This window comes from Zobellella endophytica (assembly GCF_003012775.1).
In the GTDB taxonomy this organism is placed as follows: Bacteria; Pseudomonadota; Gammaproteobacteria; order Enterobacterales; family Aeromonadaceae; genus Oceanimonas; species Oceanimonas endophytica.
Window position 1 is genome coordinate 263,780 of record NZ_PXYG01000001.1, and the last position, 12,491, is coordinate 276,270.

The 12,491-nt window shown below is 61.9% G+C and carries 14 protein-coding genes; 7 read left to right on the forward strand and 7 right to left on the reverse strand.

The features are described 5' to 3' along the window. Positions 1 to 5 precede the first annotated feature (5 nt). The 4 genes from C7H85_RS01160 (at position 6) to C7H85_RS01170 (ending at position 3,450) form a co-directional block, all read left to right on the forward strand. A complete protein-coding gene (locus tag C7H85_RS01160; protein ID WP_106727889.1) occupies positions 6 to 848 on the forward strand; it encodes a DNA ligase in 843 nt (280 codons plus the stop codon). 66 nt (positions 849 to 914) lie between these two features. After that, positions 915 to 1,748 carry an NRDE family protein gene (locus C7H85_RS01165; protein ID WP_106727890.1) on the forward strand — a complete coding sequence of 278 codons (834 nt, stop codon included), beginning with the start codon at positions 915 to 917 and terminating at the stop codon, positions 1,746 to 1,748. Between the two features lie 520 nt (positions 1,749 to 2,268). Next, a complete protein-coding gene (locus C7H85_RS19965; RefSeq protein WP_245879527.1) occupies positions 2,269 to 2,457 on the forward strand; it encodes a hypothetical protein in 189 nt (62 codons plus the stop codon). Between the two features lie 51 nt (positions 2,458 to 2,508). Then, the gene (locus tag C7H85_RS01170; protein WP_245879528.1) at positions 2,509 to 3,450 is read left to right on the forward strand and encodes an aldose 1-epimerase family protein; all 942 of its coding nucleotides are present in this window, start codon (positions 2,509 to 2,511) and stop codon (positions 3,448 to 3,450) included. Between the two features lie 78 nt (positions 3,451 to 3,528). On the opposite strand, the gene C7H85_RS01175 is transcribed toward C7H85_RS01170, so the two are convergent. The 4 genes from C7H85_RS01175 to C7H85_RS01190 all read right to left on the reverse strand — a co-directional run bounded on the left by C7H85_RS01175 (position 3,529) and on the right by C7H85_RS01190 (position 6,618). Beyond that, entirely contained in the window at positions 3,529 to 4,140 is a 612-nt protein-coding gene (locus C7H85_RS01175; protein ID WP_106727891.1) for a LysE family translocator, read from the reverse strand. Positions 4,141 to 4,445: 305 nt separating this feature from the next. Further along, positions 4,446 to 5,006, reverse strand: coding sequence for a YbhB/YbcL family Raf kinase inhibitor-like protein (locus C7H85_RS01180; protein WP_106727892.1), 561 nt, complete (start codon positions 5,004 to 5,006; stop codon positions 4,446 to 4,448). Between the two features lie 81 nt (positions 5,007 to 5,087). Then, the gene (locus C7H85_RS01185; protein ID WP_106727893.1) at positions 5,088 to 5,903 is read right to left on the reverse strand and encodes a helix-turn-helix transcriptional regulator; all 816 of its coding nucleotides are present in this window, start codon (positions 5,901 to 5,903) and stop codon (positions 5,088 to 5,090) included. A gap of 133 nt (positions 5,904 to 6,036) precedes the next feature. Beyond that, positions 6,037 to 6,618, reverse strand: a complete 582-nt coding sequence (locus C7H85_RS01190) for a TetR/AcrR family transcriptional regulator (protein WP_106728588.1) — start codon at positions 6,616 to 6,618, stop codon at positions 6,037 to 6,039. 145 nt (positions 6,619 to 6,763) lie between these two features. Here C7H85_RS01190 and C7H85_RS01195 point away from each other — a divergent pair, with 145 nt between their 5' ends. Then, positions 6,764 to 7,972: an MFS transporter gene (locus C7H85_RS01195; protein ID WP_106727894.1), complete on the forward strand. Its 1,209-nt coding sequence runs from the start codon at positions 6,764 to 6,766 to the stop codon at positions 7,970 to 7,972. A gap of 18 nt (positions 7,973 to 7,990) precedes the next feature. Here C7H85_RS01195 and C7H85_RS01200 read toward each other — a convergent pair whose 3' ends face one another. Both C7H85_RS01200 and C7H85_RS01205 read right to left on the reverse strand, forming a co-directional pair. Next, positions 7,991 to 9,061: a DUF2157 domain-containing protein gene (locus C7H85_RS01200; RefSeq protein WP_106727895.1), complete on the reverse strand. Its 1,071-nt coding sequence runs from the start codon at positions 9,059 to 9,061 to the stop codon at positions 7,991 to 7,993. Positions 9,062 to 9,064: 3 nt separating this feature from the next. Then, positions 9,065 to 10,033: a LysR family transcriptional regulator gene (locus tag C7H85_RS01205; RefSeq protein ID WP_106727896.1), complete on the reverse strand. Its 969-nt coding sequence runs from the start codon at positions 10,031 to 10,033 to the stop codon at positions 9,065 to 9,067. Positions 10,034 to 10,237: 204 nt separating this feature from the next. Here C7H85_RS01205 and C7H85_RS01210 point away from each other — a divergent pair, with 204 nt between their 5' ends. Continuing rightward, a complete protein-coding gene (locus C7H85_RS01210) occupies positions 10,238 to 11,170 on the forward strand; it encodes a sodium-dependent bicarbonate transport family permease (RefSeq protein ID WP_106727897.1) in 933 nt (310 codons plus the stop codon). Positions 11,171 to 11,210: 40 nt separating this feature from the next. Continuing rightward, positions 11,211 to 11,462, forward strand: coding sequence for a TetR/AcrR family transcriptional regulator (locus tag C7H85_RS01215; RefSeq protein ID WP_106727898.1), 252 nt, complete (start codon positions 11,211 to 11,213; stop codon positions 11,460 to 11,462). Positions 11,463 to 11,640: 178 nt separating this feature from the next. On the opposite strand, the gene fdhD is transcribed toward C7H85_RS01215, so the two are convergent. Beyond that, positions 11,641 to 12,471, reverse strand: coding sequence for a formate dehydrogenase accessory sulfurtransferase FdhD (gene fdhD, locus C7H85_RS01220; RefSeq protein ID WP_106727899.1), 831 nt, complete (start codon positions 12,469 to 12,471; stop codon positions 11,641 to 11,643). Between the last annotated feature and the right edge of the window lie 20 nt (positions 12,472 to 12,491).

Genomic DNA, 12,491 nt, shown 5'->3' on the forward strand with positions numbered 1-12,491 from the left:
GAGAAATGCGACATTATTCGGTGTGGCTGGCGGGGGTGCTGGTGCTGCCCGGCCAGGTCGGGGCGCTGACCCCACCGCTGCAACTGGCGGGGGTGTATCAGCAGCAGGACACGGCCCTTTACCGGGTGAGCGAAAAGCTCGACGGGGTGCGCGCCTACTGGAACGGCCGCGAGCTGTTGTCCCGCGGCGGTCACCGCTTCTCGGCACCGGACTGGTTTGTGGCCGGTTTTCCCGCCACTCCGCTCGACGGCGAGCTGTGGCTGGGGCGGGGTCGCTTCGACGAGCTGTCCGCCGCCGTGCGTCGCTACGCTCCCGTCGAGGCCGAATGGCGGCCGCTGCGCTTTATGGTGTTCGACCTGCCGGCGAGCGAACTGCCGTTCGAGGCGCGACTGACCGCATTACAGGCCCTGTTCGCTACCCTTTCCTCGCCCCATCTCGAGCTGGTGGAGCAGCGTCTGGTACTGGACCGGACCGCCCTCGCGGCATACCTGGACGAAGTGGAGGCCGGCGGCGGCGAGGGGCTGATGCTGCGGCATCGCCAGAGCCGTTACCAGCCGCAGCGCAACGAGGATCTGCTCAAGCTCAAGCGCCACCAGGATGCCGAGGCGGTGGTGCTGGCGCACCTGCCCGGCCAGGGCAAGTACGAAGGCATGCTGGGTGCGCTGCTGGTGGAAACCCCGGACGGCCGGCGTTTCCGGCTGGGCACCGGCTTCAGCGACGAGCAACGCCGCCGACCGCCGGCACCGGGCGTAACCGTTACCTACCGCCACCGGGGCGAAACCGCCACCGGCCTGCCCCGCTTCGCCAGCTTTCTGCGGGTGAGAAATGAAGAGCCCGGGCGGCCCTGAGGCTGGCGCCCCTTACTGCCCGGGGGTAAGGTAGAAGGCAACGCCACCGAACCGAGGATCCGCACCTTGTGCCTTATCGTCTTTTCCTGGCAGCCGGGGAGCCGGCGCCCGCTGCTACTGCTCGCCAACCGTGACGAATTCTACCACCGGCCCACGGCCCCGGCCCGGTGGTGGCCGGATCACCCCCATGTCTGGGGCGGGCGGGATCTGCAGGCGGGCGGCAGCTGGCTGGGGGTTACGCGCCACGGTCGCCTGGCCGCCATCACCAACCACCGGGACGGCCGGGCCGCGCCCCTGGCGAATGCCCGTTCCCGGGGCGAACTGGTGGCGGATTTTCTGACCGGCGGCCTGAGCCCGCGGGACTACATGGCGGGGGTGATGGCCCGGCGCGACGCCTACCAGGGCTTCAACCTGCTGGTGGGGGATCTGCTCGGAGGTGAACTCTGGTACGGCGGCAACCGGCCCGGCGCCGATGCCCGTCCGCTGGCGCCCGGGCTCTATGGCCTGTCCAACGCCGTGCTGGACAGCCCCTGGCCCAAGGTGGAGCGGCTCAAGCGCGGGTTGGCGAGCCTGGCTACGGACCATGATGAAACCGGGGCCCTGGCCCTGCTGGGAGACAAGACGCAGGCGGCGGACGAGGCGCTGCCGGACACCGGCATCGCTCTGGAGTGGGAGCGGGTGCTGTCGGCGGTGTTTATCGTGCACCCCGGCTACGGCACCCGGGCCCAGACCCTGGTGAGCCTGGCCGATGACGGCACCCTGAGCGCCGTGGAGCTCGGCTTCAATGACGAGCGGCAGGGGCGGGCACTGCAGCCGGACACCCTGTGCCGGCTGCAGTTGTCGCTTGGTATCGAGACCGAGCCGGCCTCAGGAGTGTTGTGCCGAGGCCAGGCGGGCTGAGCGCCGGTACAGGAGCGGCGCCTGTTGCTGCCTTGCTTACAATCCCTGGTGTCGCACCATTCCGACCAAAGTAAGGCGGCAACGCTGATTCTTGCTGCGGGATTTGTCCGCTTGGGTCATTTCCACTCATCCGCCTCCAGTGCCGGCAACAGATACAGCTTGCGGGAGTTTTCCCTGTCGGCCAGTCCCTCTGGCTGCTGCAATGCCAGCTTGCTCCTCCTGCCGGCGAGACGGTCTGACGGTGGGAAGAGCGCCCCGCTTTTGTTCTTTGCTGATATGTGAGTCAGCTCTCAGGCTGGTGGCCCAAAGTTCAAAAAAGGACACGGTCATCACAGTTTGTTTCCCGATGGATTGAAAGCCCTTTATCGGGACTAGAGTGAATTATGATGAATCGATTCACTTGTTCTTGGTACGCCCCGTTATATCTGGGGGGTGTCCTGGTTTTTCTTTTTCATCTGGTCAATTGTTTCTGATAGGGAGTCAACATGCTTAAGAAAACCTCGCTTGCATTGCTGGTGCCATGGGATCGTTGTCGAGCCAGGCTGCAGAATTTGTACTGACCGATGCTAGCGCCGGAAGTGATGTCGGCAACTGGCAGATCTCCAACAGCGATCTGGGCATTGACAGCCCGGCTCCCTTCACTGTCGAGAAGAAGCGGCTGTTCGGTGGCAAGCAGGCCGGCGTAGACATCATCGTTATCGATCGATAACGGCGTGATGGAGATCACCCTGGTGCCGACCCGGGGATGGGGATTTACGAGGTGAAAAGCGGTGACCTGCGCCTGGGCTGGACGTTGCCGGTCAAGGAGATCGTCAACCCGGCGTTCATCGATCTGGAAAGCCGTAACGGGCTGGGTTGGCTGGACGGCTTCAACGAGATGCTGGTGCGCTGCGGCTATGAGTGGACCGGCCACCCGGGAGTCGACGATGACGGTTTCCTGAAGAGCCTCCACGGACGGGTACAGGACACCCCGGCCTTGATGGTCAAGGTGGTGATTGACGAGCAACCGCCGTACGCCATCCATGTTTCCGGCGAAGTTTCTGAAAAGACGTTCACATTCAGCGATCTCAAAACCGAAATGACACTGACGGTGGTACCGGGCAAGAACAGCTTTGCGCTGCATGACGAGCTGACCAAGCCGGCCGACTATGACAACGAGTACCAGATCATCTACCACGGCAATTTCGGCACCCCTATCCTGGAAAAGGGGGCCAAGTTCTCCGCTCCGGCTAAAGAGGTGTCTCCCTTCAATGACTATGCCAAGGCGGGGCTGAAAGACTGGCAGACTTACCTGGGGCCGACCAAAGACTTTGATGAAATGGTCTTTAATATCATGCCGAACGCCGACGACAACGGTAATACGCTGGCGGTACTACATAACGCCGCCGGTGATCAGGGCGTGGCGGTTGGCTTCAACGTGACCGAACTGCCGGTGCTGACCCTGTGGAAAAACACCGACACCCTCAAGCAGGGCTATGTCACCGGCATTGAGCCCGGCACCAGCTTTGCTTACAACACCAAGTACCAGCGTCCGCTGGGGCTGGTACCCACCATCAAGCCGGGGGAAACCAAGGCGTTCAACCTGACCTACACCCTGCTGCAAAGCCAGTCGGACACCCGGCAGGCACTGGACAAGGTCGAGGCTATTAAGGGCAGTCAGGACACCACGTTGCGTGAAGCGCCGCTGGTGGCGCTTCCTTGATGAGAATCGCGCCCCCGTTTGGGCCGGGGTCGGCATAACCCAAAGGCGTTCTCATCGAGAACGCCTTGTTATGAAAAATCACCTGCTTGATGTTGCCAAACCAATACCAAAACCAACGAAAACGCCACCGCTAACTTTATTTAGAAGCACATTTCCTCTTGTGGAAGAAAGTTTCGATTTAGCAAAAGATGAAAAAAGTGCGTAGACCGTATGAATTACTATGACCAGCATGCTGAAAGTTACCGACAATAAAATAAACTGCGGCCTGTATTCTTGAGATAAATTAATAAATTGGGGGAATATGGACATGAAGAAAATAACGGCTTTTGGATTGGAAATGGAAACAAGAAAACCTTCAGTAAAGCATTTTAAAAAAGAGACCTTTTGATGGTTGGAACGAGCGTGGTTCACCTCTTTTGTACGCCACATTTTTATGCCAAGGTATATCAAATACACGGCTCCAATCATTTTTACCGCTGTGAACGCCATTGCTGAGCTTGCCAAGATGATACCTAGGCTTGTAGCGGAAATAATTGCCACAAGCAAAATTGCTAATGCTATGCCAAATATACCAGCAAGTGACTTGAACAACCCCCTCTGAATGGAGTTGTTTATCGTTAACATAACTGCGGGTCCAGGTAACAGGATTGTTGCTATTGCCACGCCCACATATATTACATAATTATCCATATATCCCTCTTATAAGATTTTAATATTTTTAATGCGGTTCTGTGCTTGGTATTTTTTACTATTTAAAATCAACCAGCTGATATTGTTATACTTTCCCTTGTCGATCCAGTGTTTTTTGAACCTGTGTTGGCGGTCAAGGCACCGCCACCGAGCTCGGCTATCAGCATCATAAAACCGGCCATTCGGGCTGGGCAAACGAAGACTCGGCCGGGGAGGGAATATGCCCGCAACGGGGCGTAAACACTGTCGGGCCGGTCGGGGTGAAGGCCCGGCAGTGTTGCGTGAGCCGGTGCGGGCGTGTTGGGTCAATCGCGCCGGTATAACGCCTCTATGGTGCTGGAGCCCAGCGAGTGTGCCTTCACCATATAACCCACCAGGGCCCCGGAGGGATTGTCGGGCAAGTCCAGCGTTTGCGACAGGGCATGCAGGGTAAACTGGTAGCGGTGGGTGCCATGCCCCTGGGGCGGGCAGGCGCCGCCAAAGCCTGGGCTGCCGTAGTCGTTGGCGATCTGGAGACTACCGGCGGGGGCCAGCTGTTTGCCCGGGTCGCCGGCGCCGGCCGGGAGGGAGCGCACGTCCACGGGGATATTCACCAGCTGCCAGTGCCACCAGCCGCTGCCGGTCGGGGCGTCCGGATCATAGGCCAGGATGGCGAAGGCCCGGGTGCCTTGCGGGGTGCCGGACCAGGAAAGCTGGGGCGACAGGTTGCCGCCCGCGCAGCCGAAGCCCTCGAACTCCTGGGCGCTGGCCATAAACTCACCGGGCGCGATGTCGGTGCTGGTCAGCGTGAATTCCTCGGCCAGGGCCGGGCCGCAAGCCAGTGCGGCCAGCACCGCCAGGGAACATTTTTTTGCGTGAGTGAACATAAGAGCCTCCTGAAAATACCTTGGTTTGAGAGGCCGATCATACGGGGGCATCCGGGCCCGGGTTAGCACCCAATCCTTCATTCATTCGCCCGTTTCAATCATTCTGGTTTTTCTGAGCTCGGTCGGCGTAATGCCGAACAGCGACTTGAACTTGTCGGTAAAGCGAGACTGGGAATGATAGCCGCATTGCTCGGCAATCAGCCCGATGGGGCTGGCGGTGGTCTGCACCAAATGCAGCCCGTGGCCCAGTTTCACCCTGTCCTTGATGGCCTGCAGGCTGGTTCCCTCATGGGCCAGCTTTCTGCGCAGGGTGGACTCACTCATCGCCAGTGCAGCAGACAAAAACGGCATGCCCACCTCTTCCGCCATCCGGCTGCCGATAAGGCACTGGACCCGGTACCCGAGGCTGGGCGGCGCGACCAGGGCGGCCACTTCCCGATGGCCCAGATGGTGAAGGGTGTGCAGGATTTCCCGACGCCTCAGCCCCCACAGCGCGGGCGGGGCATAGGCCGACCACTCGATCAACTGCCTGAGCGCGTCTGTCAGCAATGGCTGGAGGAGGCCCTGGAGATGCCTCCGGGCGCTGGCCTGATGGCCGGTAAAGCCATCGAAGTCTTCCTGCTCGAACTCCAGCAGCAGGGCGAAATATTCCGCTCCGGCCGGAATGTTGCGCATGTCGATGCCGGGGCGGTTGGATAAAAAGACAAAGCTGCCCGCCGGGCAATGGGTCGCGTCCTGGCTGCCCAGCTGTTTGTGGCCGTTGAGCACACAAACCAGCAAGGGGTTGTTCACCGGCACATTGAGGATGTGCTGCTCCTGGCCGGATGAATACACCGAAAAGGGCAACGGAGAGTGTGCCTTCACGATGCGCTTTGCCGATGTGATCAATGCCTGCATGGGTCAACTCGGGGTCTTATGTGTTGTTGTTCGGGACGGCCGGGGTGTTGAAACATGTTCCTGGTCCAGCACCTGTTATCGCGCTGCTTGCTGGGGGCCAGAAACCAGGCCAGCCAGCGGGCGATCTCCATTATCAGGCGCGAATCCCCCTTAACAGTAACTCCATGGCGCCTAGTGCCTGTGACAGCCGTGCTTTGCTGTTTTCGGACTCGGCGATCCAGAACGCAGCCTCGGCCAGGCTGCCGTAGATCAGCAGGGCCAACGCTTCGGGATCGGATTGCTCCACGATGCCGTGCTGCATGAGCTGAGCCAGCAGTGTTTGCATAGAGGTTATGCAGTGCCGTTGATCCCCGGGGGAGGGATTGCCTAAGACAGCCCTGGCATCACGCAGCACTATGCGCTGGATCTCGGGTTCCTGTGCCATCTCCAGGTAGGCCCGGCAGCGGCTCCTGAAGCCTTCCCAGGCATCGCCGGCGCCATCTGAAATGGCCTGCAGCCTTGCATCCATTTCAGCATCGATCTGGGCTACCACCGCTAGCAGCAGCCCTTTCTTGTCACCGAAGTGATGATAGAGCGCGCCGCGGGTCAAGCTGGCCTGTGCGGTAAGGTCGTCCATCGACGTCTCGGCATAGCCCCGTTCACTGAAAACCCGACGTGCGGTTGCCAGCAGTGTGGCACGGGTTTCTTCCATCTCGGCTCGGGTACGTCGCACCATCGCCTTCTCCTTCTTCATCAATCCATGGTTTGACCATTTACATTCACAGCGTATGAATATAGGCTCTTAATCATACGCCATGTATGTATTATTCCCACCCAGCGATGCTTTGGCAAGCCGGGCTCTGTAGGAAAGGAGAGTTGATATGCCTAATCCGTACCGCGAACTGTTCGAAGCCCGTGGCGCCAAAAGCTTTTCTCTGGCTGGCCTTGTCGCCCGCATCCCGCTGCCGATGACCGGTATAGGTATCATTACCATGCTATCCCAGTTGCGCGGCAGCTATGGTTTGGCTGGTGCAGTTGCCGCCACCTTCGTGCTGACCTATGCGCTGATGTCACCGCAGATTTCACGCCTGGTGGATCGGCACGGCCAAGGCCGGGTCCTGCCAGCCGCTGCCGGTATCAGTGTTCTGGGCATCTTGCTGTTGCTTGCTTGCTCGTATTGGCAAGCGCCTGATGGGGCGCTGTTCATAGGGGCGGTGCTGGCTGGCTTCATGCCCAGCATGTCGGCGATGGTGCGTGCCCGCTGGACTGCCGCCTATAGGGGAAAGCCCCGGCTGCAGACTGCGTATTCGCTGGAGACGGTGCTGGATGAGGTTACCTTCATCGCGGGCCCCCCTCTGTCGGTAGGCCTTAGTGTGGCGCTATTTCCTCAAGCCGGCCCACTGGTGGCGGCGATGTTGCTGGCTATTGGCGTACTGGCCTTTGCCGCATTGCGTGGCACCGAGCCACCGGTAGATCAGCACGCCGCCGCTCTGGGCAGCGCGGGCTCGGTTATTCGATTGGCAGATGTGCGGTTGCTTACTTTGCTGATGGCCGCGATGGGCGTCATTGTTGGCACTGTCGACATCGTCAGTGTTGCGTTTGCCGAACAAGTGGGGCGTCCGGCGGCGGCCAGTATCGTCCTGTCGGTTTACGCTATTGGTTCCTGCCTGGCCGGTTTGCTGTTCGGTGCGCTCAAATTGAAAACCCCGTTGTATCGGCTGCTGCTATTGGGGGGATTGGCGACCGCAGCAACGACACTGCCCCTGCTGTTTACCGGTAATATTGCCGGACTGGCCGGCGCGGTGTTTGTGGCGGGTTTGTGCTTCGCCCCCACAATGATTGTGGCAATGTCGTTGGTCGAGCGCATAGTGCCGGGAAACAAGCTGACCGAGGGGATGACCTGGTTACTCGCGGGGTTGAATGTCGGGGTGGCGCTTGGCGCCGCAATATCTGGCCAGATAGTGGATATGGATGGCGCACGCGGTGGTTTCAGCGTTGCCCTGATCGCGGGAGGAGCTGTGCTGCTCGTGGCGTTGTGGGGATATCACCGTATGCGGGAGTACTCGTGCGCAGTACCTTATTCCATCTAATCAAAGCCGCCCCAGAACCTACTCTCTCCTCGCCAGCAGTGCGCGCAGCGCGGCGGGCAACTGCCGTTGCAGGCGCTCGGTCAGTTGTTGCTGGTGGCGCTGCCAGAGGATGCCGAGGCCCATCACGGCCAGGCCGATGGCGGTGAGGGCCAGGGGGAACAACAGGCTGTCCTCGAATACGTCCCAGGCCAGCCAGCCCAGATACCAGGCCAGGCCCAGGCCGCCCAGGGCGACGAACACCCGCCGGGCCAGCAGGGTGCCGGTGGCTATCAGGGCGACGAACACCCGCCGGGCCAGCAGGGTGCCGGTGGCTATCATCACCAGGTTGACCAGCAGGAACAGCAGCCGCTCGCCGCCGCCGTTGTCGGTCAGCAGGCAGAGCCCGCCCCAGAAGGTGACGGCGCCGAACAGGTAAAGCCAGAAGGCGAAGTCCCGCCGGCTCCGGTTGCGGATGTCCACCCAAAAGGCCAGCACCACCATCAAAAGCCCGAACCAGAGCGATACCCACTGGCGGAACTCCCAGCTGGCGACATCCCGGCCGCTCAGCCACAGGCTCAGGTCCATGCTCATATACCAGAGGGTGGCGGCCAGGGGCAGCAGCAGAAAGGGCTGGCGATAGCGCCACAGCATCAGGGCGCCCACCGCCAGGGTGGCCAGCTCCAGGCTCAGCCAGCGGCCGTGGATGCGGGTGTGGTACTGGCGGTAGTCCAGATCCGGATCCCACCAGCCCAGGGCAACTTGCAGGCCGTACACGGTGATGGGTGTCAGGCAGATCACCAAGGCGGCGAGGATACCGCTCGGCACCCACAGCCGGCGGCGCTGGAGCCCTTCGGCCAGTGCCAGGGCGGGCAGGGCGTAGAGCAGGCCCAGACCCACCAGGGCCCAGCCGCCGTACTGCTGCCAGCCCAGGGTCATAAAGAGGGTCATGGCGCCGATGGCGATTAGGCCGCCCAGGTAATAGAGGATATGGGCGAAGCGAAAGCCGGCAGGGGCGTCCTGCTCGAGGAACTGCCACAGGGGCGCCACCTGCTCCGCTTGCAGCAGGCCCCGGCGGGCCGCCTGCTCCAGTTGTTGGCGATCTATCTTCATGGTTCAGGCTCCCTTGCCCGGGGGGTGGAGATGGGCCAGCAGCCTGGCCAGGTCATTGTGGATATAGCGGCTGTCGATGCAGCTTGCCAGGTTGTCGTTGATAAAGCGGACAAAATTCGCCGCCGGGTAGGGCAGGCGGCGGTTGTTGTGGCACACCAGGTACCAGTGGCTGGTGAGCGGGAACTCGGGCAGCGCCGGGCGGCCCAGGCGGTGTTCGCCTTCCGCCAGGGTATGCTCCGACAGCACCGCCAGCCCCAGGCCCTGCTCCACGCTCATGCGTACCACCTCGTTGCTCTCTATCTGCATCACCCGTTTCAGCTGCAGGTTGTGGTTGCGCAGCCACTCCTCGAACACCAGCCGGGTGGCGCTGCCCGGCTCGCGCAGCAGAAAGCGCTCGCCCAGCAGGGCGGAAAAGTCCGTCGGTGGAGTCTGCACCGCCCAGTGGTCCGGCGGGGTGATCAGCACCAGCGGGTTGCGGATAAAGCGGCCGCTCAGGGTATGCTCGCCGGCGGGCGGATGGCTGAACAGGTACAGGTCGTCCTGTTGGTGGCGGTGGCGATCCAGGATGTAACCCCGGTTGCCCACGCTGATGGACACCTCCACCTCGGGAAAACGGCGGTTAAAGGGTCCGAGCAGGCGCGGCAGTATGTATTTGGCGGTGGTCACCACCCCGATGCTGAAGCCGCCGCGGGTACCCTGGCGAGCGTCCTGCAGAAAGCCGTTGAAGTCGTCGAAACGGGAGAGGGCGTCGAGGGCGGCGTGGTAGAGCTCGGTGCCCACGGCGGTGGGGCGGATGCTGCCGGTCTGGCTGTCGAGCAGGGGCTCGCCCACCGCCTCGGCCAGGCGCTTGAGCTGCTGCGATACCGTCGGCTGGGTCAGGTGCAGCTGGGCGGCGGCGCGGGACACCGAGCCCAGCCGCACCACGGCCACGTACACCTGCAGCAGGCGAAAGGTCAGGTGGCGTATATTCATAGGTAATTATCTATATCTACTGTTATTAACATTTATTGGTAACTATAGCGCCGGCGCCGCACAATGTCCGCATCTGTCAAGCAAGGCTTCGCCCGACTCCTTATCACGCCGGTGACCCTGTTCTTACCGTTGATGCCCCGGGCCGCAACGGCGGGCCCGGCCGTGTCCGGAAATGGGCGGGCCACATCATCAAGAGAGGATCTGATGCCGGATATTGTAGTGGCGTTTTTTGCGCTGGGGGTGGTGGCGGGGCTGGCCCGCTCGGATTTGAAGGTGCCCAAGGCGGCCTACGACACCCTCAGCATACTGCTGATGCTCACCATCGGTTTCAAGGGCGGGCTGGCGCTGCACGGCAACCTGCACTGGCGGCTGCTGCCCGAGCTGCTGGCGGTGGCCGCCCTGGGCGTGCTGATCCCGCTGCTGTGTTACCCGGTGGCACGCAAGCTGCTCAGGCTGAACAGCGCCAACAGCGCCAGCCTCGCCGCCCACTACGGCTCGGTCAGCGCCGGTACCTTCGCAGTGGCCCTGGCCTACGCCCAGAGCCGGCAACTGGAGATAGCCCCGCAAACCACCCTCTACCTGGTGCTGCTGGAGCTGCCGGCCATCATCGTCGCCATCTACCTGTACAAGACCCTGTCGGGGCAGGACACCGGCAGCAAGGCGGCGGTGTGGCACGAGGCGCTCACCAGCCGGGGCGTGGTGCTACTCACCGGCGGGGTGTTGATCGGCTACTTCTACGGCCCCGAGCAGGCGGCGCCGGTGAGCGATCTCTTTATCACCGCCTTCAAGGGCCTGCTGGCGCTGTTCCTGCTGGAGATGGGGCTGTGCACCGCCAAGGCGCTCACTCCGGTGCCCTGGTGGCGCTGGCCGGTGATGCTGTTCGCCCTGCTGGCGCCATTGGTGCTGGCCGGCATCGGCATGGTGGCGGCCTGGCTGCTGGGGCTGCCCCAGGGCTCGGCGCTGATCCTGGTGGCCCTGGTGGCCAGCGCCTCCTACATCGCGGCCCCGGCCGCCATCGCCGCCGCCATCAAGGAGGCGGACATCGGCCTGGCCATGCTGGCGGCGCTGGCAGTGACCTTTCCCTTCAACGTGGTGGTGGGCATACCGCTCTATGCCCGCTGGGTGATCGGCGGCTGAAATGGACGCAGTCTGCCACCAGCCCGACAGGAGTAATGATATGCCCTGGCCCGGTGATCGCCGTACCGAAAGCCGTGACCGGATCCTGCTCAGTGCCGAGCGCCTGTTCACCGAAAAGGGGGGCGATCAGGTCAGCATCGACCGGGTGATGCAGGAATCCGGCATCACTCACGGCGCCTTTACAGCCATTTCGATTCCAAGCGGGATTTATGCCGAGGCGATACTCTCGGCCACCCACCGATGCCGCGGCGCTGAGAACGGTGGTGATAATGATAGGGGTGTAGGGCCTTGAGTGATCCCGCCCTGACCGTGCAGGGGGGCAATTTTACCTCGGCGTCAGAGGGTCAGTATTACCTCGGCGTCAGAGGGTCAGTATTACATCGGCGTTAACAGCAAAGCTCCCACATCGAATAAGGGCGGACCTTGCCGGTTCGCCTGTGCGAGTGACAACAGCATAACTGCCGGCCCGGTCAGGGGGCCGGGCTGTAGAGCCTGGGCGGGCTGCGGTGGGGCAGGTGGATCAGGTTCAGCTTGTGGCGGCGGGCCCATTGTACCGTCATGGTGGTGGGGGCCGACAGGCTGACCAGTGTGCCTATGCGGGCCCTCACCGCCTTCTGGATAAGCTCCAGGCTGCAGCGGCTGGTCATGGCGGCAAAGCCTTCCCGTGGGTTGATGCGGGCTTGCGCCATGGCGCCGATCAGCTTGTCCAGCGCGTTGTGGCGGCCGATGTCTTCGCGGCAAAGCCGGACAACCCCTTCAGAGTCGACATAAAGGGCGGCATGCAGCGCGCCGCTGCTTTGTGCAAGCTCCTGCGCATTGTGGATGCGCCGGCGCAAATCGTGCAGGAGTGCGGCACGCGGTGGCGGCACCGGCTGCAGAGGGGTTAACCGGGGCAGGGCCTGTTCGATGGCTTCAATGCCACAAATACCGCAGCCACTGGTGCCGGCCAACCGGCGGCGGTAATTTTTCAGCGCCCAGAAGGCCCGGTTGGAGATGGCCACCGTCGCGTGGAGGGCTTCACCGGATACACTCAAGGTGATGTCATGGATTTCGTTTACCGAGTGGATGATGCCGTTGCTCAGGCTGAAGCCTGTTACAAAGTCTTCAATGTGACCAGGCGTCACCATCATCACGGCTTGGCTGATGCCGTTGTAGCTGATGGACAAGGCGGTTTCACCGGCCAGCGCCGCGCTTTCCACGGCTCCGTCATCGGCCAGCTCACGATAGCCGAAGGTCTCTGGCAAGGGGGAGGCCGCATTAATATCGGCGATATCACAGTCGGCGTTAAGGGGATCGGTCATGGCCATGCCTTTACATAAAA

Excerpts from the sequence above, each read along its gene's own strand:
- C7H85_RS01160 (WP_106727889.1), top strand. The coding sequence starts at position 6 with ATGCGACATTATTCGGTGTGGCTGGCGGGGGTGCTGGTGCTGCCCGGC.
- C7H85_RS19965 (WP_245879527.1), top strand. The coding sequence starts at position 2,269 with ATGGGATCGTTGTCGAGCCAGGCTGCAGAATTTGTACTGACCGATGCT.
- C7H85_RS01175 (WP_106727891.1), bottom strand. The coding sequence starts at position 4,140 with ATGGATAATTATGTAATATATGTGGGCGTGGCAATAGCAACAATCCTG.
- C7H85_RS01180 (WP_106727892.1), bottom strand. The coding sequence starts at position 5,006 with ATGTTCACTCACGCAAAAAAATGTTCCCTGGCGGTGCTGGCCGCACTG.
- C7H85_RS01185 (WP_106727893.1), bottom strand. The coding sequence starts at position 5,903 with ATGCAGGCATTGATCACATCGGCAAAGCGCATCGTGAAGGCACACTCT.
- C7H85_RS01190 (WP_106728588.1), bottom strand. The coding sequence starts at position 6,618 with ATGGTGCGACGTACCCGAGCCGAGATGGAAGAAACCCGTGCCACACTG.
- C7H85_RS01195 (WP_106727894.1), top strand. The coding sequence starts at position 6,764 with ATGCCTAATCCGTACCGCGAACTGTTCGAAGCCCGTGGCGCCAAAAGC.
- C7H85_RS01200 (WP_106727895.1), bottom strand. The coding sequence starts at position 9,061 with ATGAAGATAGATCGCCAACAACTGGAGCAGGCGGCCCGCCGGGGCCTG.
- C7H85_RS01205 (WP_106727896.1), bottom strand. The coding sequence starts at position 10,033 with ATGAATATACGCCACCTGACCTTTCGCCTGCTGCAGGTGTACGTGGCC.
- C7H85_RS01210 (WP_106727897.1), top strand. The coding sequence starts at position 10,238 with ATGCCGGATATTGTAGTGGCGTTTTTTGCGCTGGGGGTGGTGGCGGGG.
- C7H85_RS01215 (WP_106727898.1), top strand. The coding sequence starts at position 11,211 with ATGCCCTGGCCCGGTGATCGCCGTACCGAAAGCCGTGACCGGATCCTG.
- fdhD (WP_106727899.1), bottom strand. The coding sequence starts at position 12,471 with ATGACCGATCCCCTTAACGCCGACTGTGATATCGCCGATATTAATGCG.